The organism is Stenotrophomonas sp. 28608_Sma (assembly GCF_056486185.1).
Genome location: NZ_CM151308.1, coordinates 705,694 through 727,196 on the forward strand (window position 1 = coordinate 705,694; position 21,503 = coordinate 727,196).

Annotated in this window: 14 protein-coding genes; 12 read left to right on the top strand and 2 right to left on the bottom strand. The window is 66.9% G+C overall.

Going from position 1 to position 21,503, the window contains the following annotated elements:
- The first annotated feature begins 3 nt into the window (after positions 1 to 3).
- The 4 genes from gspD (at position 4) to pncB (ending at position 5,943) form a co-directional block, all read left to right on the top strand.
- A complete protein-coding gene (gene gspD / locus ACZLHH_RS03120) occupies positions 4 to 2,205 on the top strand; it encodes a type II secretion system secretin GspD (RefSeq protein ID WP_049461668.1) in 2,202 nt (733 codons plus the stop codon).
- Positions 2,206 to 2,965: 760 nt separating this feature from the next.
- Positions 2,966 to 3,820, top strand: a complete 855-nt coding sequence (locus ACZLHH_RS03125; protein ID WP_049462837.1) for a glycosyltransferase family 2 protein — start codon at positions 2,966 to 2,968, stop codon at positions 3,818 to 3,820.
- The gene (locus ACZLHH_RS03130) at positions 3,817 to 4,656 is read left to right on the top strand and encodes a glycosyltransferase family 2 protein (RefSeq protein ID WP_049462838.1); all 840 of its coding nucleotides are present in this window, start codon (positions 3,817 to 3,819) and stop codon (positions 4,654 to 4,656) included. Before ACZLHH_RS03125 ends, ACZLHH_RS03130 begins: the two co-directional genes overlap by 4 nt.
- A gap of 108 nt (positions 4,657 to 4,764) precedes the next feature.
- A complete protein-coding gene (gene pncB, locus ACZLHH_RS03135; protein ID WP_010482009.1) occupies positions 4,765 to 5,943 on the top strand; it encodes a nicotinate phosphoribosyltransferase in 1,179 nt (392 codons plus the stop codon).
- A 10-nt stretch (positions 5,944 to 5,953) separates the two neighbouring features.
- Here the strand turns inward: pncB and ACZLHH_RS03140 are convergent, their stop codons facing one another.
- The gene (locus ACZLHH_RS03140) at positions 5,954 to 6,319 is read right to left on the bottom strand and encodes a hypothetical protein (protein WP_014645902.1); all 366 of its coding nucleotides are present in this window, start codon (positions 6,317 to 6,319) and stop codon (positions 5,954 to 5,956) included.
- A 459-nt stretch (positions 6,320 to 6,778) separates the two neighbouring features.
- Between ACZLHH_RS03140 and ACZLHH_RS03145 the strand changes: the two genes are divergently transcribed.
- From ACZLHH_RS03145 to ACZLHH_RS03180, 8 genes are all read left to right on the top strand, one after another.
- Complete coding sequence (locus ACZLHH_RS03145) at positions 6,779 to 7,318, top strand: fimbrial protein (protein ID WP_049462839.1); 540 nt, start codon at positions 6,779 to 6,781, stop codon at positions 7,316 to 7,318.
- 85 nt (positions 7,319 to 7,403) lie between these two features.
- The gene (locus tag ACZLHH_RS03150) at positions 7,404 to 8,132 is read left to right on the top strand and encodes a fimbrial biogenesis chaperone (protein WP_032128056.1); all 729 of its coding nucleotides are present in this window, start codon (positions 7,404 to 7,406) and stop codon (positions 8,130 to 8,132) included.
- 92 nt (positions 8,133 to 8,224) lie between these two features.
- The gene (locus tag ACZLHH_RS03155) at positions 8,225 to 10,789 is read left to right on the top strand and encodes a fimbria/pilus outer membrane usher protein (RefSeq protein WP_049462840.1); all 2,565 of its coding nucleotides are present in this window, start codon (positions 8,225 to 8,227) and stop codon (positions 10,787 to 10,789) included.
- Positions 10,780 to 11,814 (top strand): fimbrial protein, encoded by a 1,035-nt coding sequence (locus ACZLHH_RS03160; protein ID WP_049462841.1) that lies wholly within the window; start codon positions 10,780 to 10,782, stop codon positions 11,812 to 11,814. The genes ACZLHH_RS03155 and ACZLHH_RS03160 overlap by 10 nt, the downstream gene beginning before the upstream one ends.
- A gap of 266 nt (positions 11,815 to 12,080) precedes the next feature.
- Entirely contained in the window at positions 12,081 to 13,265 is a 1,185-nt protein-coding gene (gene wecB / locus ACZLHH_RS03165) for a non-hydrolyzing UDP-N-acetylglucosamine 2-epimerase (RefSeq protein ID WP_049462842.1), read from the top strand.
- Positions 13,262 to 15,463, top strand: a complete 2,202-nt coding sequence (locus ACZLHH_RS03170) for a membrane protein (RefSeq protein WP_049462843.1) — start codon at positions 13,262 to 13,264, stop codon at positions 15,461 to 15,463. Before wecB ends, ACZLHH_RS03170 begins: the two co-directional genes overlap by 4 nt.
- A gap of 6 nt (positions 15,464 to 15,469) precedes the next feature.
- The gene (locus tag ACZLHH_RS03175) at positions 15,470 to 17,617 is read left to right on the top strand and encodes a glycosyl transferase family protein (protein ID WP_049462844.1); all 2,148 of its coding nucleotides are present in this window, start codon (positions 15,470 to 15,472) and stop codon (positions 17,615 to 17,617) included.
- The gene (locus ACZLHH_RS03180; protein ID WP_049462845.1) at positions 17,614 to 20,448 is read left to right on the top strand and encodes an NfrA family protein; all 2,835 of its coding nucleotides are present in this window, start codon (positions 17,614 to 17,616) and stop codon (positions 20,446 to 20,448) included. The genes ACZLHH_RS03175 and ACZLHH_RS03180 overlap by 4 nt, the downstream gene beginning before the upstream one ends.
- On the opposite strand, the gene ACZLHH_RS03185 is transcribed toward ACZLHH_RS03180, so the two are convergent.
- The gene (locus tag ACZLHH_RS03185; protein ID WP_177179499.1) at positions 20,442 to 21,446 is read right to left on the bottom strand and encodes a DUF4434 domain-containing protein; all 1,005 of its coding nucleotides are present in this window, start codon (positions 21,444 to 21,446) and stop codon (positions 20,442 to 20,444) included. The genes ACZLHH_RS03180 and ACZLHH_RS03185 overlap by 7 nt on opposite strands.
- Between the last annotated feature and the right edge of the window lie 57 nt (positions 21,447 to 21,503).

A 21,503-nucleotide genomic window follows, 5' to 3' on the forward strand; every position in this document is an offset into this window, starting at 1 on the left:
TGCATGAGCCTGCGTTTCCTTCCCTGGTCCTTTGCCCTCGCGCTGCTGGTCGGCTGCAGCACCGTGTCCGCACCGCATGTGCAGCGCAAGGGCAATCTGTCGCCCACTGCCGAGGCCGGCCAGGCGGCCGAAGTCGCCGCTGATGCTGCCCGTGACGCCCAGGGCGCTCCGCAGGCGGTGATCCGCCGTGGCACCGGCACCATGATCAACCGCGAAGCAGCACGCGCACCGGCTCCGGCACTGCATGGCGCCAGCACCGGTGAAGCAACCTTCAATTTCGAAGGCGAATCGGTGCATGCGGTGGTCAAGGCCATCCTCGGTGACATGCTGGGCCAGAACTACGTGATCGCACCGGGGGTGCAGGGCACAGTCACCCTGGCCACGCCCAAGCCGGTGTCGCCGGCGCAGGCGTTGAACCTGCTGGAGATGGTGCTGGGCTGGAACAATGCCCGCATGGTCTACAGCGGCGGCCGCTACAACATCGTCGCCGCCGATCAGGCATTGGCCGGCACCGTCGCACCGAGTACGGCGCCGGCGGCCAGCGCACGCGGTTTCGAGGTGCGGGTGATCCCGCTGCAGTTCATCTCCGCAACTGAAATGAAGAAGGTGCTGGAGCCGTACGCGCGCCCCAACGCCATCGTCAACGTCGACAGCGGCCGCAACGTGATCACCCTGGGCGGTACCCGCGCCGAGCTGGAAAACTACATGCGCACTGTCGAGATCTTCGACGTCGACTGGCTGTCGGGCATGTCGGTGGGCGTGTTCCCGATCCAGTCGGGGAAGGCCGAGCAGGTGGCCGCCGATCTGGAGAAGGTGTTCGGCGAGGAGAGCAAGACGCCCAGCGCCGGCATGTTCCGCTTCCTGCCGCTGGAAAACGCCAACGCGGTGCTGGTGATCACCCCGCAGGTGCGTTACCTGGACCAGATCCAGCAGTGGCTGGACCGCATCGATACCGCCGGTGGCAGCGCCCGCCTGTTCTCCTATGAGCTGCGCTACATCAAGGCGCGGGATCTGGCCGAACGCCTCAGTGAAGCCTTCGCCAGCAGCGGCAATCGCGGCGGCTCCAGCCCGGCCTCGCTGGCACCGGGTGCAATGCCGTCGCAGCTGGGCAGCGACGGTGAGCGTGGCATGGACAGCAACAACAGCAGCAATTTCGGTTCGACGCCGGGCAGTGGCTCCAGTGGCACCGGCAACGGCAGCATGAACCTGCCGCAGCGCCAGTCCGGCAACGTCAGCGTCAGCCTGGAAGTGGAAGGCGATCGCGTGGGCGTGTCGGCGGTGGAGGAAACCAACACCCTGCTGGTGCGCTCGACCCCGCAGGCCTGGCGCTCGATCCGCGAAGTGATCGAGAAGCTGGACGTGATGCCGCTGCAGGTGCATATCGAAGCGCAGGTGGCCGAGGTCGCACTGGAGGGTGACCTGAAGTACGGCGTGAACTGGTTCTTCGACAACGCGGTGGCCGGGCGCGCGCTGACCGGCGCATTGGCCGGCGTGACCCTGCCGGCCGCCGCCGGCGGCTCCTGGAGCAGCTTTGCCGGTGCCGCGACCGGTGGCGAAGGCCTTGGCTGGGCGTTCACCGGCCACAATGGCGCGGCGGTGGTCAGCGCGCTGGACAAGGTCACCGATGTGCGCCTGCTGCAGACCCCCTCGGTGTTCGTGCGCAACAACGCCGAGGCCACGCTCAACGTGGGTGACAAGGTGCCGATCAACACCACCACGGTGAACACCGGTATCGGCGCCGGCACCTACAGTTCGGTGCAGTACATCGACACCGGCGTGATCCTGAAGGTGCGGCCGCGCGTGACCCGTGATGGCACCGTGTTCCTCGACATCGTGCAGGAAGTGAGCAGTGCCTCCAACGTGCCGGACAATTGCAATCCGACGGAGCGCAACTGCAACCCGCGTATTTCCACCAAGAAGCTGTCGACCGAAGCGGCGGTGCAGAGCGGGGACACCATCATGCTGGCCGGCCTGATCACCGACACGGGCACCGATGGCAGCAGCGGCATCCCCGGCCTGAGCCGGATTCCGGTGGTGGGCGCACTGTTCGGGCAGAAGAGCCGCACCAGCCGCCGTTCGGAGGTGATCGTGCTGCTGACGCCGAGCATCGTGCGCAACGGGCAGGAGGCACGCACCCTGACCGACGAGTACAGCCAGCGCTTCCGCGCGATGGAACCGCTGAACCAGCCGCGCGCAAAGAAGTAAGGGGTTACGGCCGGGCTGCGCCCGGCACCCGCAGAGGCCAGAGCTGGAGCAACAGCAACAGCAACAGCAACAGCAACAGCAACAGCGGGTTTCTGGGGGATGGCGGGGCGGTGTGGGTTGTCAGGACACGCCGTAAACCCTTCCATGGGGGCTCGATGGCGCCATCCATGGCGCCAACGGTCCTGCCAACCCACACCGCCCCGCCTCTGACAGATTCCCGCGGCTGTTGGTAGGTGTCGACCTTGGTCGACACGCTGGATCCACGCCATGCGTGGATGCTTTTCGATTCCAATTCGAAATATTCGATTCCGATGGAGATTCATCCACGCATGGCGTGGATCTACTGCAGATCGCAGAGATCTGTCGAAGGCGGGGTGGGTCCGGTTGTGGGGGCGTGAGCCGCATGGGCCCGAGGCATGCCTCGGGCGGGTTGAGCAGGACGCCCAACCCCGGTCTTGCCGTGTGCGCAGGACTGCGCACACGAGCAAGCGGCGACCGAGCTTACATGGGTGAGGGCGCTTTGCTTGCGAAGCATTGCTTCGCAAGCGCCCGAACGCACAGCCGCCAGCGGCTGGGCCGGGCCCCGGAGGGGGACTTGCAGCGGCCCCCGCAACCGGACCCACCCCGCCATCCCCCAGGAACCCAGCTTTTGCTCCGGCTGTTGCTTCGGCTCTGGCTCTGGCCTCTGCAGGCGCCGGGTGCAACCCGGCCGATACCCTCCCAGTGCTAGGCTGTGGCTACCGACAACCACGGAGGCGGGATGGGGGCGATCGTGTTGTTGCCGCTGTGCGTGGACGATGCCGCGCTCGACCGCTGCCTGGCCGCGCTGGATGCCGGCACCGCGCCGGGAACCGCGGTCTGGCTGGCCGATGACGCGCAGACCGGCCCGCGTGCGCAGGCGGTGGTGGAGCATTGGTTGGCGCATACGCCGTTGCAGGCCGAATACACCCGCCGCGCGCGGCCGTTGGGCGAGGTCGCCCATCTGGATGAGATGCTGCGCGCCTGCGAGGGCATGGACGTGGCGGTGCTGGCGCCGGACAGCGTGCCCGCGCCGGGCTGGCTGCAGCAGCTGCAGGATGCCTTCGCCCGCGACGCCGCCATCGCCACCGCAACCCCGTGGTGCAATGCCGGCGAAACCGCTGCATGGCCGCGGCTGGGCGAGATCAATCCGGAACCGGAGGACCCGGCGCTGCTGGCACACACCTGTGCCACGCTGCCGGTGCTGCATCCGGAGCTGCCCTCGGCGGTCACCCACGCGGTACTGGTGCGCGGCAACGCGCGTCGCCGCGCCGGCGGCCTGGACGTGGACAGCTACGCCGGCTGGAACGCGGCACTGGTGGACCTGAGCCTGCGCATGGCTGGCCTGGGATGGCGCAACGTGCTGTGCGAGACCGCCTTCGTCAGCCGGGAAGGGGAGGCGGTCAGCCGTGATGGCGATCTCGAGGCCCTGGCCGCGCGCTGGCCGGGGTGGGTGCCACGGTTGGCTGACTTCCTCATGCACGATCCGCTGCATGGCCTGCGTGCCGATCTGCAGCAGCGCATGCGGCAGGCGATAATGCCGAAGGAACAGGGTGACCTGTTCGTCTCGTCTTCCGCGCCGGAGCCTCCTGCTTGAATGTTGCCATTGCCGCCATCGTCGTCACCTACCAGAGCGGCAGCACCATCGACGCCTGCCTCTCGCGTCTGCGCCAGGCGCAGGACGTGGCCGAGATCCGGGTGATCGACAATGGCTCGATGGATGGCACGCTGGATATCGTGCAGCGCCATGCCAGCCACGACCCGCGCGTGCGTCTCGTCGGCAATCCGGACAATCCCGGCTTTGCCGCCGCCAACAACCAGGGCGTGGCCGATTCGCACAGTCCATGGCTGGCCTTCATCAACCCGGACCTGATGGTTGAACCGGAGACGTTGGCCGCACTGCGCAGCCGCGCGGAAGGACTGGGCGACTGCCTGCTCGGTGTCGAGCAGGTGGACGAGCAGGGCCATGCCGACGAAGCCGTGCGCCGCCGCGACCCGGATTTCCTGATGATGCTGCGCTCGCCGGGCAAGGGCTCGAAGCTGGCGGTGCCGCGTGACCCGCAGCAGGCGCTGCAGCGGGTGCCGGCGCTGTCCGGTGCGCTGCTGATGATGCCGCGTGCATTGTTCAACTGCATCGGAGGTTGGGACGCCGGCTATCGTCTGCATGCCGAAGACCTGGACCTGTGCCGGCGTGCACGCGAAGCCGGAGCAGTGGTGGCGATCGCCAATGACCTGCAGGTCACCCACGTTCGTGGCGTCTCCAGCCGCTCGCGGCCGTTCTTCGTTGAATGGCACAAGCACAAGGGCCTGTGGCGCTATTTCCAGAAGTTCGAGGCCAGGCAGCGTTCGCTGCCGGTGCGGGTAGCGGTGTGGGGCGCGATCTGGGCGCACGCGCTGATGCTGGTGCCGAAGCTGCTGCGCAAGGCGCTGTAGCGCCGCAAGAGCATCCACGCATGGCGTGGATCTACCAATGTTGTTTCCCGTGAGCTGAGTGTGGCCGCAGGCACCCCGGTTCACCCTGCCGGGCGCATAATCCGCCCCATGCCTATCATCCAGTCCCTGCTCGACACCGACCTGTACAAGTTCACCATGATGCAGGCGGTGCTCCACCAGCACCCCGGCGCCCAGGTGCAGTACCGGTTCAAGTGCCGCACGCCCGGCATCGACCTGGCCCATTACATCGACCAGATCGACGAAGAGATCGACCACCTGTGCAGCCTGCGTTTCAGCGACGCGGAGCTGGACTACATGCGTGGCCTGCGCTTCGTGAAGCCGGACTTCGCCGATTTCCTCGGCCTGTTCCACCTCGACCGCAAGTACATCCAGCTGCGCGCGTCGAAGACCGTGCCCGGCGAGATCGAACTGGACATCACCGGGCCCTGGCTGCACACCATTCTGTTCGAAGTGCCGCTGCTGGCGATCATCAACGAAGTCTGGTTCCGCAACACCACCACCGCCGACTTCGCCGAGGGCGAGCGCCGCCTGCAGGCCAAGGCCGCGCTGCTGCGTGATACCCCCGGCTTCGAGCAGTGCCGCATCGCCGACTACGGCAGCCGCCGCCGCTACTCGCGCGACTGGCATGCCCGCCTGCTGCCGTTGCTGCGCGACGCCCTCGGGCCGCAGCTGGTCGGCACCAGCAACGTGCATTTCGCCCGCCTGTACGGCATGACCCCGCACGGCACCATGGCCCATGAGTACCTGCAGGCGTTCCAGGCGCTGGGCCCGCGCCTGCGCGATTCGCAGGTGGCGGCACTGGAGTCGTGGGCACGCGAGTATCGCGGCGACCTCGGCATCGCGCTGTCCGACGTGGTCGGCCTGGATGCGTTCCTGCGCGACTTCGACATGTACTTCTGCAAGCTGTTCGACGGCGTCCGCCATGACTCCGGCGATCCGTTCGACTGGGGCGACCGCATGCTGGCGCACTTCCAGCAGCGCCGGGTGGATGCACGCAGCAAGGTGCTGGTGTTCAGCGATGGGCTCGACATCGCCAAGGTGATGCGCCTGTACGACTACTTCCGTGGTCGCTGCCAGGTCGCCTTCGGCGTCGGCACCCACCTGACCAATGATCTGGGGCCAACGCCGCTCAACATCGTCATCAAGATGGTCCGCTGCAACGGCCAGCCGGTGGCCAAGCTCAGCGATTCGCCGGGCAAGAGCATGTGCGACGACCCGGGCTACCTGGCCTATCTGCGCCAGGTCTTCGAGCTGCCGCCGGCGTAAACACGCCGGCTTACAGGTAGTCGACCACCACCAGGTAGGCGCCCTGCAGCGGCTGCTGCTTCGAAGCCTGCACGCTGTAACGCTCGGAGAAGGCGATATCGCCGGCGCGCATCGCGCTGGCCGACACCGACAGCTTCTGGCCCTGGCGCTTGCCGTCGCGCAGCGTCGCGGCCTGGCCATCGGCCAGCGCCGTCACGGCCACCGTCGAGCCCTTGGCCGAGGGCGGGCAGGCGGCCAGGCTCAGCTCACCCTGGGACAGGTTCGTCGTGCAGCCCGGCTCGGCGATACGGCCGCTGAAACGGATGCTGCCGCTGCTGGCCTGGGCCAGCGCACTGACGGACATCAGGGCCACACACAGCAGAATGGAGTTCCTCATGACACGTTCTCTGGTTCGGTGTGTCCTAGTTAGCGACAGGTTCGATCCGTCTTTAATAGGACAAATCCGAATCTGCTAGGGCCATCACCAAGAAAGAGTGATGCGCATCAAATAAGGCGATTTCCACCTGAAAAAAGCCTGTTTTCGCGCATGCCGAACGCGCCACGGGAAGCGTCATGCAGGGTCGTTTGTGACCTGATCGCCTTGCCGTCAAATCCCCTACGCCCGCCGGGCTCTCATTCCGCCTACCACGTCACATTTGAGGCGTCAATGAATTGGCGTTCAGAAAAATAATGAGACTTTCATCACAGTTGTGCCTATACTTGCGTCACGGATTCAGGGGAAGGTATGTCCGAGTCCGGCCACAGGTGAGACGCAAGGATGGGTCTTGATAGCCCGGCAGTGCTCCTTGCTTCCTCCTCTACTTCTCATCTCTTCAGTAGGGTTAGGTAAAAGCGAATGCACAAGATCAATATCATCGCCGCTCTGATGCTGGCCGCCGCTCCGCTGGCCGCCAACGCCGCCGACGGCACCATCACCTTCAACGGCAAGGTGACCGACAAGACCTGCACCATCTCGACCCCGGGCGGCAAGGACTTCGCCGTCAACCTGCCGACCGTGTCCAAGAACACCCTGGCCACCGCCGGTGCCGTTGCGGGCCGTACCCCGTTCGCCATCAACCTGAGCAAGTGCAGCGCCGGCAACGTCGCCACCTACTTCGAGCCGGGTTCCACTGTTGACTTCAACAGCGGCCGCCTGGTCAATCAGGCTTCGGCCAACGCTGCCACCAACGTGCAGCTGCAGCTGCTGGGCTCGAACAACACGTTCCTGCCGATCAAGGCGGCTGGCCTCGGTCTGGCCCAGGAGAACTCGCAGTGGGTCACCGTCGGCACCGACGGCTCGGCCAATCTGAACTATTACGCTGAGTACTACGCCACTAACGCCGCCACCCCGGGCGACGTCACCAGCAGCGTCAAGTACACGATCATCTACAACTGATCGTAGTCGTACCCGCGCTGGCCGGCGTACGCGCCGGCCAGTGCATCGCGGCCCCTGGCCACATACCTCGAGCGTAGTACTTCCGATGAAAGCATTCTTTCCCCGGGCGCTGCTGCTGGCAGCGTTCACGCTGCCCTTCTGCCAGAACGCTCTGGCCGGCGTGGTGGTCAATGGCACGCGAGTGATCTATCCGGCGCAGGCGCGCGAAGTCACCGTGCAGGTCGACAACGTGGGCGATTCGCCGGCGCTGGTGCAGGCCTGGATCGACAGCGGCGACGCCAACCAGACCGCTGATACCAGCGATGCCCCGTTCGTGCTGACGCCGCCGATCGCGCGCGTCGAGCCGGGCCGCAGCCAGGCGCTGCGACTGATCTTCTCCGGCGCGCAGCTGCCGACCGACCGTGAGTCGGTGTTCTGGCTCAATGTGCTGGATGTTCCGCCGTCCCCGGACAACGCCGACAGCGGCGAACAGAATTACCTGCAGGTCGCGTTCCGTTCGCGCCTGAAGCTTTTCTACCGGCCGCAGGGCCTGAAGGGCGTCGCCAACGACGCGCCCGCAGCGCTGCGCTGGACCCGCACGGGCGACCGTCTGCGGGTGGAAAACCCGAGCCCCTTCCACGTCACTCTGGCCGAAGTACATGCCGTGACCGGCAGCAGTGAAAAGGCCGTCGAGGACAAGGGCGCGATGGTCGCGCCCAAGCAGAGCCTGGAGTTCGCCGCACCGGCGGGCACCGACCAGGTCCGCTTCATCACCATCAACGACTACGGCGGCCGGGTGGAACACACCATCCGCCTCGGCAGCACCGGGGGCTGAACGCGCCGCGCCGGCCTTGGGCCTGCGCATCCCGCCACCGCCGCTGTGCGGCGAATTGAAGGAATGTCAGTGTGATCGGAAACAGATTGACATTGTCGATCCATCAGGCGCTTTGCCTGTTGGTTGCTGGCGTGGCCTGCCCAGGATGGGCGCTGGCTGCCCCGGCCAATCTCGGCGAACAGGCGCTGATGGCGCAGAGTGGTGCGGCCAATGCGCGTGCACCGGAATCGGCCCAGTTCAACTCCAGCTTCCTGTCTGGCCAGGCCAAGCAGGTCGATCTGGCGGCCTTCAGCAACGGCAACCCGATGGTGGCCGGCAACTACCGTGTCGACGTCTACGTCAACGGTGCCTGGCAGGGCCGTCGCGATCTGCAGTTCAAGGCCGATGCGCAGGGCCGTGTCGACGCCTGCCTGCCGCTGCCGATGCTGGAAGAAATGGGCGTGGACAGCGAAGCCGTGCTGCTGCAGCAGGATCCGTCCGTGCCGACCGACAAGACCAGCTGCGTGCCGGTTCAGCAGCGCATGGCCAATGCCTATGGTGTCTATGACAGCGGCAACCTGCGCTACGACCTGAGCATCCCGCAGGTGTTCCTGCGTCGTGAGGCACGCGGCTACGTCAACCCGGCGCTGTGGGACCGCGGCATCAATGCCGGCTTCGTCGGCTACAGCTTCAATGCCATCGACAGCGACAGCCGTGTCGAAGGTGGCCAGCGCAACCGCAGTGCCTACCTCGGCCTCAACGCCGGCATGAACCTGGGTGGCTGGCAGTTCCGCCACGATTCGAACCTGACCTGGTCCGAGGGCGATGGCCGCCATTGGCAGAGCATCGCCACCTATGCGCAGCGCGGCATCCCGCAGGTGCGCGGCATGCTTACCATCGGTGAGGCCTACACCACCGGTGAACTGTTCGACTCGATCGGTTACCGCGGTGCCAGCCTGGCCAGCGACGACCGCATGCTGCCCGATTCGCTGCGCGGTTACGCGCCGGTCGTGCGCGGCATCGCCGAGACCAACGCACGCATCGAAGTGCGCCAGAACGAGCAGCTGATCTACTCCTCCACCGTGTCGCCGGGCAGCTTCGTCATCGACGACCTGTACCCGACCGGCTACGGCGGCGACCTGGAAGTGAGCGTGATCGAGGCCGATGGCCGCCGCCGCGAATTCAAGGTGCCGTTCGGTTCGGTGCCGCAGATGCTGCGCGAAGGCGTGTCGCGTTACTCGCTGACCGCCGGCCAGGTGCGCAACAAGCTGCTGGCCGATGAGCCGTGGCTGGTGCAGGGCACCTACCAGCGCGGTATCGGCAACCAGCTGACGCTGTATGGCGGCAGTGCACTGAGCGACGGCTACCTGTCGCTGCTGTACGGCGTCGGCCTGTCCACGCCGGTTGGCGCGTTCGCCGCCGACGTCACCCATGCACGTACGACGTTCGACCACTACGGCAACCACACCGGTGCCAGCGTGCGCTTGAGCTACAGCAACATGATCGGCGAGACCGGGACCAATCTGACCCTGGCCGCCTACCGCTATTCGACCGAAGGCTTCTACAGCCTGCAGGACGCGCTGTATGGCCGTGATTCGGACAAGCGCGGCATCGATCCGACCACACGTGGCCGTCAGCGCAGCCAGTTCCAGGTAACGCTGAACCAGCCGCTGGGCCGTCGTGGCGGCGCGCTGTACGTGACCGGTTCGGTGCGTGACTTCTACGACCGTTCCGGCACCTCCAAGCAGTACCAGGTCGGCTACAACAACGCCTGGCGTTCGGTGAACTACGGTTTCTCGGCGCTGCGCACCGAAGAGGGCGTACTCGGTCGCTCGGATACCCAGTACCTGCTGTCGATGAGTGTGCCGCTGGGCCGTGGTACCCACCCTGTGTCATTCAGTGCTGATCTTGGCGTGCGCGACCGCGGGGGCTACGACAACAGCCGCGTTGGCATCACCGGTTCGGCCGGTGTCGACAACAACTTCAGCTATGGCGCGGCCCTGTCCGATTCCCGCGAGGGCAGCACCACCGCGATCGGCAACGTCGAATACCGCAGCCGTTATTCCGCATTGAACGCCAGCTACAGCCACTCGCGTGACTTCCGCCAGGCGTCGGTGGGTGCCAATGGCAGCGTGGTCGTGCATCCGGGCGGTTTCACCTTCACCCCGCAGCGTGGCGACACCATGGTGCTGGTCGAAGCACCGGGCGCGCGCGATGCGATCGTCAGCAACGCCCCGGGCCTGCGCGTCGACGGCCGCGGCTACGCGGTGGTCCCGTACGTGTCGCCGTACCGCCTCAACACCGTCACCCTCGACCCGCAGGGCATGGCTCACGACGTCGAGCTGGAAAGCACCAGCCAGTCGATCGCGCCGTTCGCCGGTGCCATCAGCTACCTGCGCTTCGATACCCGCAAGGGCAACGCGCTGCTGATCCAGGTGCGCAACACCGATGGCCGCACCATGCCGTTCGGTGCGCAGGTCAAGGACGAGCAGGGCCAGCCGGTGGGCATGGTCAGCCAGGGCGGCCGCCTGTACGTGCGCAGTGACAAGAACCAGGGCAGCCTGCTGGTGGAGTGGGGCGCCGGCGCCGACCAGCGCTGCACGGTCGATTACCAGGTTCCGGCGGGCGCCGATGCGTCCAAGACCGGCTTCATCCCGCTGGAGGCAGCATGCCGATGATTTCTTCCCGTGGCCGCAAGGCGCTGAGTGCCCTTGCATTGCTGGGCGGCGTGCTGCTGGCCCAGCAAGCCAGCGCCGCGTGCAGCCTGAACTCTTCGTGGTTCACCGCACAGGACGTCACCATGGACATGGGCCAGATCGTGATCCTGCCCAGCACGCCGGTCGGCGGCGTGATCAAGGAGATCAGTGAATCGATCACTCAGCGTGATAGCGTGGCCAGCTGTGATTGGAGTGGCGGCTACTCGCGCGGCGAGTATGTCAACGCGGCGCAGCAGCGCCCGGTGCCCGGTTTTGCCAATACCTATGAAACCGATGTCCCTGGCGTTGGCATCAAGCTATTCCGCGATTCAGGGGCGATCCAGGCCTACTATCCGCACAGCATTCCATTCAACGGTGGGGCGAGGATCAATCTCAATGGCGGTCGATTCCGTATCCAGCTGATCAAGACAGCCGCGCAGACCGGTTCCGGCGTGATCGCGCCGAACGGTCGTTTCACTACATACTATTTTGATGGTGATGGCAGCCGTCGCCCGGTGTTGACCTCCACCTTCAAGGGCTCGGGCACCACCGTGGTCAGCCCGACCTGCGAAGTGCAGGCGGGCAGTCGCAACATTGCCGTCGATTTCGGCAGCGTGCCCAACACCACGTTCACCGGTGTCGGTTCCAAGGCTGTAGATCGCGATTTCGAGATCCGCCTGAACTGCCAGGGCAGCAACGTTGCTGCCTACCAGAGCAAGATCGGCATCCGCCTCGACGCCGACCAGGACAGCTCGAACATGCCGGGCGTGCTGAAGCTCAGCGCGGCCACCAACAGTGCCACCCGCATCGGCATCCAGATGGTCCAGCGTGATGGCAGCACCGAGCGCGAAGTGCGTTTCGGCCAGACCGTCAACGTCGGTACCACCGTGCCGGGTACCAGTGTCATGGCGCTGCCGCTGCGTGCCCGCTATGTGCAGACCCAGGCCGGCACTGTGGGTGCAGGTGTCGCAAACGGCCAGGCCACCTTCACCATCCAGTACGAGTAAGGCGGCCGCAGGCCGCGCCACTGCTGCGTTCCACCGCAACGTCGCCCGTTCCACGGGCGGCGTTGACTGCGTCTTGATCTTCCAACGATGAAGATCAATGCCACGACGCGCGTACCATCATTCGAATGTGATGTACGTCGCGATTTTGGAGTTTCCTCATGAGGTGACCGTCTCCTGCCTGCGGGTGTTGGACGGGAACGCCGAAAGGATCCAGACGTGGCTACAGCTCCTGGCATTCCCTCGCGCCGGCCTTTCGGAGCGCTGCGATGAAGGTCCTGTCGGTGTTCGGCACGCGACCGGAAGCGATCAAGATGGGGCCGCTGGTAAGGGCCTTGGCGGAGGCTGCGGACATCGAATCGGTGGTCTGCATCACCGGCCAGCACCGGGCGATGCTGGACCAGGTGATGTCGCTGTTCGCGATCACCGCCGACCATGACCTCGATGTCATGGTGCCTAACCAGACCCTCAATGGCCTGTGTTCCAAGCTGTTCGAACGGCTTGACGCGCTCTACACGCAGGTTCGCCCGGACCGGGTACTGGTGCACGGCGATACCACCACGGCGATGACCGCCGCACTGGCCGCGTTCCACCACCGCATTCCGATCGGTCACGTCGAGGCCGGCCTGCGCACCGGCGACATCAACCGGCCGTGGCCGGAGGAAATGAACCGGCGGGTGATCGATGTGGTCGGCCACCAGCTGTACGCGCCCACGCCCAGCTCGCGCGCCAACCTGGCCGGTGAACACCTGGGCGGGCAGATCCTGGTCACCGGCAATACCGTCATCGATGCCCTGCAGCAGACCGTAGAGCGGCTGGATGCCGACCCGGCGCTGCGTGCGCGGGCTGACGAACCCTTCCACATGCTTGACCCCGATCGTCGCCTGCTGCTGGTCACCGGCCATCGCCGCGAGAGCTTCGGCCAGGGCTTCGAGGACATCTGCCGTGCGCTGGCTGAGCTGGCGCGGCGGCCGGACCTGCAGGTGCTGTACCCGGTGCACCTCAACCCGAACGTGCAGGGACCGGTCAACGCCCACCTCGGCCATCTCGACAACGTGCACCTGGTGCCACCGCAGGATTACCTGCGCTTCGTGCGCCTGATGCAGCGTGCGGACGTCATCCTCACCGACTCCGGTGGCGTGCAGGAAGAAGCGCCTGCGCTGGCCAAGCCAGTGCTGGTCATGCGCGACGTCACCGAACGCCCGGAGGCGGTCGAGGCCGGAGTGGTGACGCTGGTCGGCACCACGCCCTCGCGCATCGTCGAGGGGGTCAATGCGGCACTGGCCCAGCCACCGCAGCCGACCCGCTTCGATCCTGATGCCAGCCCCTACGGGGACGGCCGCGCCAGCGCCCGCATCGTCGCTGCCCTGCGCGGCACGCCGCTTCCCGAATTCTCGCCCGGTCTCCGCAGCGGCGGTGCCGCCCACCCCCATCCGCATGAAGTGACGCCATGACCCAGACCGGCCGCTCTGCCCTGTTTGTTTCCGCCGCCGCGTTCGTCCTGTCGGGCGTGGTCGGCACTGCCCATGCCGCCGACAACGTCGCCGGCCAGTTCGCCGAATGGAGCGGCGACAGCACGGTGAACCGGCAGATGACCCTGCGCGAACTTGGTTTCCGCCAACCGCTGGTGCTGAGCGGGCAGGAGAGCCAGCGCGAGGTCTACCTGCCGGTGCCGGCCGGCGTCGCCACCCGCGATGCGCAGCTGCAGCTGGATGGGCGTTATGTGCGCGGTCACGCCGGGCGCACCTCGGGCCTGTGGTCGGTCGATGGCGATCCGATCGCCGCGCGCTCGATTACCGACGCGCAGGGCGACGCCAGCCAGCTGCTGGCCATCGATGGCGAACCTCGCCAGAACGGCTTCGTGCGGGTCGGCGTCGGCTGGTGGTCGATCGTCTCCGACTACCAATGTGCCGACCAGAGCGCGCCGGCCAACGTGTTGCGGCTGTCGCCGGACTCGCGTTTCAGCTACCGCTTCGATGGCCGGGCCGTGGACACCGTGGCCAAGGCCTGGGGCGCGCTGCCACCGCAGGTGCGCCTGCTGGTGGATGGCAAGGCGCTGCAGGCGCCCGCCTACGACGCCGCCTGGCGCGTCGGTACCGCGTTGCAGGGCGGTGGCAAGCAGGTGCAGGTGGTGGCGCTACCCAAGGTCGGTGACAGTGTCGACCTGACCGGCATCAGCATCCCGGCCAGCCTGCAGGGCGTGCCGGCCTACGCTGCGCTGGCGACGGGCGAGCGTGCGCATGTGATCAAGGATCTGGCCGAAGTTGGCGCGCTGCTGTCGCTGCGTGACAGCGGGCCCTTGGCCGCTGACGTGATGATCGGCAGTGATGCGCTGCGGGCCGGCGTACGCGCGGCACTGGACGCGCTGGCCGTACAGGTTGCGGCTACGGGTGCCGATGCGGGCGCTGCCTTCGCCGCGTGGCGCGGTACCGATATGGGTGGCCTGGAAAAGCCCACGGCCAACGCATCGGTCAGCGTGGTCGCCGTTGCTGGCCGTCCGACGCTGGTGGTCGACCCGGCGGCGGCGGGCAAGGTCGCCGGGTTGTTCGCCGAACAGTGGCGCAGCTACGCGTTGGGCCGCAGCCTGCAGGTCAGCGCGGCGGGAACACCGAAGCTGGACGGAGACCAGGTGCTGCTGAGCCGGCTCGGCAACATCGCCGGCACGATGGATGTGGTCACCCGCGCGGACCGCAGTGCCACCTTCGACCTCGGCGTGCTGTCGGCCGATGGGCGCCTGCCCGAGGAAGTGGTGATCGATGTCTCGGCGGCGCCCAACGCCGCCGGGCAGGGCGCGGTGGCCACGATCCATTTCAACGATTACCTGCTGGGCGGCAAGGTGCTGTCGGCCAATGGCCAGCCGCAACGGCTGGTGGCCAAGGTGCCGGCCTACGCGCTGTCGGCGCGCAACGAGATCCGCGTCAGCTTCCTGCGCCAGCCGGCACGACCTTATTGCCACGATCCGGCCACCGCCTATCCGGTCTCGATCCTGCCCAGCAGCCACCTGACCCTGGCCAAGCGGTCGCTGGGCAGTGATTTCGTCGGCGCCAGCAGTCAGCTGTCGCGCGGCAACCAGGTGTTCGTGCCGGCCACGTGGCTGCAGGATGCACCGGCATCGCTGCGCAAGGTGATTGCGGTGGCCAGTGCAGTGGGTGCCTCGCCGGAGGCGTCGGAACTGAAGGTGGTCGATGCCGGTGCGGCGGTCAGCCCGGGCGTACCGTGGCTGGCATTCGGTGTGGCGCCATCGGGTGTCGATGTGGCCGGCCTGAAGGACGGTCATCTGCTGATCGGCGGGAAGCCGCAGCCGCTGCTGGATGTCAGCGGCCTGGACCGCGCCGCGGTGGTGCAGGTCGGCACCTCCGGCGGCCAGCTCGGCGTGCTGTACAGCGACCTGGGCGCACAGGCACCGTCATTCGGCGCACCGTTCCGGCTGCTGCGCGGTGATCTCGCCGTGCTCGACGGCAGTGATGCCGTGCGCGAGTTCGACCGCCAGGATCCTTACGGGAGTCGCGTTGCCCAGGATGGCAATCCGCAATCGAAGTGGGAACGGCACATGATCTGGTTGCTGCTGCTGGTCGGCGTGATCGTGTTCGCGCTGCTGGCCGCCCGCGTCACCCAGGTGCGCCGCCGCAAGTCCGCCAACACAGGGCACTGATCCACCGTGGACGGTCTGTTCTGGAACATCCAGCTGGCCAACTACTACGCTGCCCTGGAAACCACGGCGGCGGCGGTGGCCGTGCTGATCCTGATCTCCAGCCTCGATGACCTGTTCATCGATGTCTGGTACTGGGTGCGCGAGAGCTGGCGGGCGCTCACCATCAAGCGTCGCGCGGCGTACCGGCCACTGAGCCAGGAAGACCTGCTGCAGCGGCCGCAACAGCCGCTGGCGATCATGGTGCCGGCGTGGATGGATTACGACGTCATCGCGCAGATGGTGGAGAACATGATCAACGTGCTCGACTACCGCGAGTACGTGGTGTTCGTCGGCACCTATCCCAACGACCAGCAGACCATCGACGAAGTGGAGCGCATGCGCCGCCGCTACAAGCGCCTGCGCCGCGTGGAAGTGCCGCATGACGGGCCGACCAGCAAGGCCGACTGCCTGAACTGGCTGATCCTGGCCATCTTCGATTACGAGAAACGCCACGACATCGAGTTCGCCGGGGTGATCCTGCACGACAGCGAGGACGTGCTGCACCCGATGGAACTGCGCTTCTACAACTACCTGCTGCCGCGCAAGGACATGATCCAGTTGCCGGTCACCTCGCTGGACCGCGAGTGGTACGAACTGGTGGCCGGCGTCTACATGGACGAGTTCGCCGAATGGCATGCCAAGGATCTGGTGGTGCGCGAAAGTGTTTCCGGCATGGTGCCGTCGGCGGGCGTCGGTACCTGCTTCTCGCGGCGCGCGCTGCTGGCGCTGAGCGCGCAGACCGACAACCAGCCCTTCAACACCGACAGCCTCACCGAGGACTACGACGTCGGTGCGCGGCTGGCGGCGATGGGCATGCAGTCGATCTTCGCGCGCTTCCCGGTGCAGTTCCGCGTGCGCCGCCCGTCCTGGTTCGGTTGGGGACCGGTGCGCGAGCGCACCCAGCAGATGGCGCTGTGCGTGCGCGAGTACTTCCCCGACAACTTCCGCGCGTCGTACCGGCAGAAGGCGCGGTGGGTGCTGGGCATCGGGCTGCAGAGCTGGGAGTCGCTGGGCTGGCGCGGCTCGCTGGCCACCAAGTACCTGCTGGCGCGCGACCGCAAGGGCATCATCACCTCGTTCGTCAGCATCATCGCCTACCTCATCTTCCTGCAGCTGCTGCTGTTCTGGCTGCTGAAAATGACCGGGCTGTGGACGATGCAGTTTCCCAGCGTGTTCCAGGCCGGTACCTGGCAGATGAACGTGGCGCTGCTGACCACGGCGGCGCTGGCGACCCGCGTCGTGCAGCGCTTCTACTTCGTCAACCGGCTGTATGGCTGGGAACACGCGCTGATGTCGATCCCGCGCATGGTGGTCGGCAACATGATCAATTTCATGGCCACCGCACGCGCGTGGAAGGTGTTCCTGGCCTACCTGCTGTTCGGCAAGCGCATGGTCTGGGACAAGACCATGCACGACTTCCCGGATGCGGCGCAGCTGGTGCAGACCCGCAAGCAGCTCGGTGAGCTGTTGACCACCTGGCAGGCGGTGGAACCCGAACGCCTGCAGCAGGCGCTGGATCAGCAGCAGGCAGGGCGCCAGCAGCCGCTGGGTCGCATCCTGCTCACCCAGGGCTGGCTGGATGATGAAACGCTGGCCGAGGCGATCGCCTTCCAGGGCGACCTGCCACGCGCGGTCATCGACGTGGACTACCTGCGCGCCTGCCAGTTCCCGGTCAGTGCCGATGCATGTGTGCAATGGCGCATGCTGCCGCTGCCACCGCGCCAGCAAGGCACCCTGCGGCTGGCCGTGGCCAGCCCATTGCCCGAAGAGGCGTTGGCACTGCTGAAGCAGGAAACCCGCAGTGAGCACGTCGAACAGAGCATCGCCCGCGAAAGCGAAATCAACGCGGGCCTGCGCCTGATCGGTGGCGACCGGCAGTGGCACCTGGACAACGTGCCGCTGCTGGGCGACCTGCTGGTGGAGATGCGCCTGATCGACCACGCGCGCTTCGAGATCGCACTGGATGACTACATGCCGCAGCGCGACGGCCGCATCGGCGATTACCTGGTCAAGCAGGGCATCACCACCGAGGAGGCCGTGGCCCAGGCCATGCAGGAGCAGCGTCGACGTGCGGCCGCGCTGCAGTCACCGCCTCCCGGAGCCTTGCCGGCATGAAGACCACGCTGCTGTCCACCGTCATTGCCGTCGCGTTGGCCACGGCCAGCGTATCGGTACAGGCCCAGGCCGATGCGCAGCTGCCATTGTCTGGAGCTGCCTACCGTATCGCCGAACAGGCGTTTGCCGCCTATGAGCGTGGTGACTACCGAGCGGCGTACCAGCAGTCCACTGAAGCGATCCGGCTGCGCCCGGATGTGGTGCGGCTGCGCCTGCTGCAGATCTATGCGCTGCAGAAGCTCGGGCGTGGCGCAGAAGCGCAGCAGCAGGCGCGGCGTGCGCTGGATGCGGGGTTGAAGGATCCCGCCTTGCCGGCGCTGGCGGCTGCCACCGCTGCACGTAGCGCGGCAACCGGAGGCGAAGGTGCGCGCACGACATCCCCATCGCGTCCGGTCGGCAGCGCCGCAGACCGCAGCAGGCAGCAGGCCTACGCGCTGGCCACCGAGGCGTACGCGGCCTATGACGCCGGGCGGATGGGAGAGGCGGCCAGCAAGGCCGAGCAGGCGTTCCGGCAGCAGCCGAAACAGAGCGCATGGGCCCTGCTGTGGGTGGCGGCACTGGAGGCACAGCAACAGCCCGAACAGGCCGACGCCGCCATCGGCACCGCGCTGCAGCTGGGGGCACCCAACGTCGAGGAACTGCGCGCGCGCCGCGTGGCACTGGGTCGCCAACGCGCCCTGCTGCAGGCCCAGCAGGCCTATCAATCGCTGTCCGCAGGCGAGGATGCCGCCGCCATTGAGCAGGCACACGCTGCCGTGGAACTGGCCCCCGACGTGGCTTCATACCGGCTGCTATTGATCACCGCGCAGCTGCAGGGCGATCAGCTGGCCGACGCTGAGCACAGTGCTGATCAGGCATTGCAGGTAGATGCCAACGACCTCAATGCACGGGTCATGCGCGGTTACCTGCGCCAGCGCCAGGGCAGCACGTTGCGGGCCAATGAAGATTTCGACGCCGCGCTTGCCACGCCGGGATCAACCGCGCAGCAGCGCAACGTGCGCCTGCTCGCGGTGGATGCGGCACTGGCTGCCGGCGATCGGGTGCGTGCGGCTGCACTGCTGGCACCGTTGCAGGCGCCAGTGCCAGCAGATGAGAGAGACGCACGGGCACAGCTGCTGTTGCAGCAGGGCATCGAGCAGCGCGCCAAGGCGATTCGCTCCAGTCGCGCGCTTCCCCGCATCAGCGCCGAGGCCTACCCGGCACCGGTCCAGCACTGCCAGTCCGGCGACACAGGCAATGTCTGCGAGCTGATGCCGGCCGACCTGCAGGGGGATGGCGGTGCCGCACAGCGCGCCTACGCTGCCTATGCGCGGCGGGACTACGCTGACGCCATCGATGAGGCACGGCAGGCCGTGCAGCACGCACCGGACGACGCGAACCTGCAAGGCCTGCTGACCACCACGCTGGCAGCGGGCAACCGTGCCCAGCAGGACGAAGCGCGGCGGCGGCTGGATACGGCGCTGGCACAGCACCCTGATGACGCAGGAGCACTGATGCAGCGCGGCTACCTCAACCAGAAGGCCAGGGATCCGGCACAGGCACTGGCCGACTTCCGTGCCGCCGAGGCCACCGGCAAGGCGCCGAAGAGCGTGGTGCTGGACCAGGCGTACGCGAGTGCGGCCAACGGCGATCATCCACAGGCGGTGACGCTGCTGCGTAGCGCCATTGATCGCGCCGACGTCGGTGAGCTGCCGCTGGATGAGCATCAGCGCTACAACGTGCGCAATGCCATCGCCAACTATTCACGCGAGTGGGGCGTGGTCGCCTCGGCGGGTTTCCGGGGTGCGCGCCAGGCCGCAACCAATGTCGGCGGTGCGGCGATCAGCACGCCGGGCGATTCGGTGTTCAGCACGCTGGAGGCGTTCTGGCGGCCACCAGCGTTCAATGACCAGCATGGCACGCTGGAGCTCTACGCACGCCTGCTCAATACGCTGTACGACGAAGGCGGCACCTATGAATCGATCCGTGCGGTGGATCCGTGCACCGGCGAATCAACGCCGGATGCGCGTGCACGCGCCGAGCGCCTCAGTCATTCGCGCTCGACCACCGGCTGGCCGTCCACCATCGCCTCTTTCGGCCTGCGCTACGCCTTTGGCCAGACCGGTTTGAGCGCCGGCATCGAGCGCCGCCAGTTCCTGGGCAGTGCCACCCGCCAGGGCGAGGTCTACCCCGCATCGGCAGCGGTGCAGTGCCGCCTGCAGCTGGCCCTGAACCGGCCACTGGAAGCCAGCACGCTGGCGCGCTACCGCTTGGCCAGCGGTTCCGGTGGATGGATGTCCTACCTGACCTACGGCTATTACCACGGCACTGATCTGCGCACCGATGTGAACCAGTGGTGGATGGTCAGTGGCTATGCGCAGGGGGGATATACCTGGGACGACAACGGTGCCACCTTCACCCTCGACGCGCTCGATGCCAACGGCACGCCGGTGCGGCGCCTTGGCGAGGCCAATGGCCGCCTGCATCGCGAACAGTGGTTCGCTGCCGGTGAACTGCGTGCCGGGCGCAGCTTCCGTTTCGGTGCCGGGCAGACGCACTGGGTGGTGACACCCTATGTCGTGGTTGGCGCCGATTGGCTGGACCAGCGCTCGCGCGTGCGTGACATCCGTTATCCGCCGTTCCCGGCGCAGTCGTTCGCGCTCAACGATACGCAGCGCAGCTGGTCACTTGGCGCAGGGCCAGGCGTGGGCGTGCGTTACTGGTTCCGGGAGGACCACTACAACACGCCGCGTTCCTACCTGGACCTGACCGTGCAGTACCGCATCGCGATCGGCGGTGGTGATACGCAGCGTGCCAAGGGCCTGTTCGCCACCGCCATCCTCTACTACTGAGGAAGGCCCCAGCGTCGCCGCAGCGCTGCGGCCTGCGGTGTGTCCTGGGTCAGCCATGGCTCCAATGCATAGACCAGCACGTGCTGTGCGCCGCTGTCGCGTGCCCATGCCAACTGCCGCTGGATGCGTGCGGCATCGGCCGTTTCGCCCTTGAATCCGCTGCCGTCGGCGGGGCCGCCGGGCAGTTCGCGGAACAGTTCAACGATCGCATCGAAACCGATGCCGTTGGCATGGAGATGATCGAGCAGCGGTTGCAGCTGCTGCACGTTGCCGGCGCCGGCCACCCCCACGCCGTCCTGCACCATTGGCCGCAGCGCGGTCTGTGCCAACACCGCCTGCCACAGCGTGACCAAGTTGCCATCGGTCTGCAGGCGGCTGAAGTAGCAGGACATCGCGCAGTCGCCACCGCGTGCGCTGGCGGCCTGCACCAGCCCGTGCAGCCACTGCGCCAGCCATTGCTGGCGGGCCGGATCGGCCCAGTGGTACTGCTCCAGCTCGTAGGGCAGGTACCAGCCCCCGAAGGCCGGCTGCTGCGCCCAGGGTGCCTGTGCCAACCAGCTGCGTGCGTGCGCCAGGCTCTCGGCCAGGAAGGCCTGCAGCGTTGCGTCGTCTGCGCCGATGGCCTGCCACCAGCGCTGCTGGAAGGGCAGGCCGACGCGGATGCGGATGTCGTTCTCGCTGGCAGCGGTGAACAGCTGCTGCAGGCTGCCGTCGGGCAATGACCAGTCGCCGTCACTGCCACCGACGATGCCGGTCCATTGCAGCACCAGCTGCCTGCAGCCCAGCGTACGTGCAAGCTTCAAGGATCGCTGCCAGTCGGCCAGGCCCCACTGCAGGTGGCTGCGCCAGGGCTGCAGGAAGGTGCCATCCACCTGCACCGGCAGCGAGCAGCCGGGCAGGGTGGCGAGCGTACCGGCCAATGGCGCCAGCACTGCCGCACGCAGCAGCCGGCGGCGCAACGGCGAGGACGGATCAGCAGGAAGGACTGGCGGTGGCATGCCCGCATCATCCCAAAGCACCGTGCGCGGCAGGTGAACCAGCGCCCGGTAGCGCCG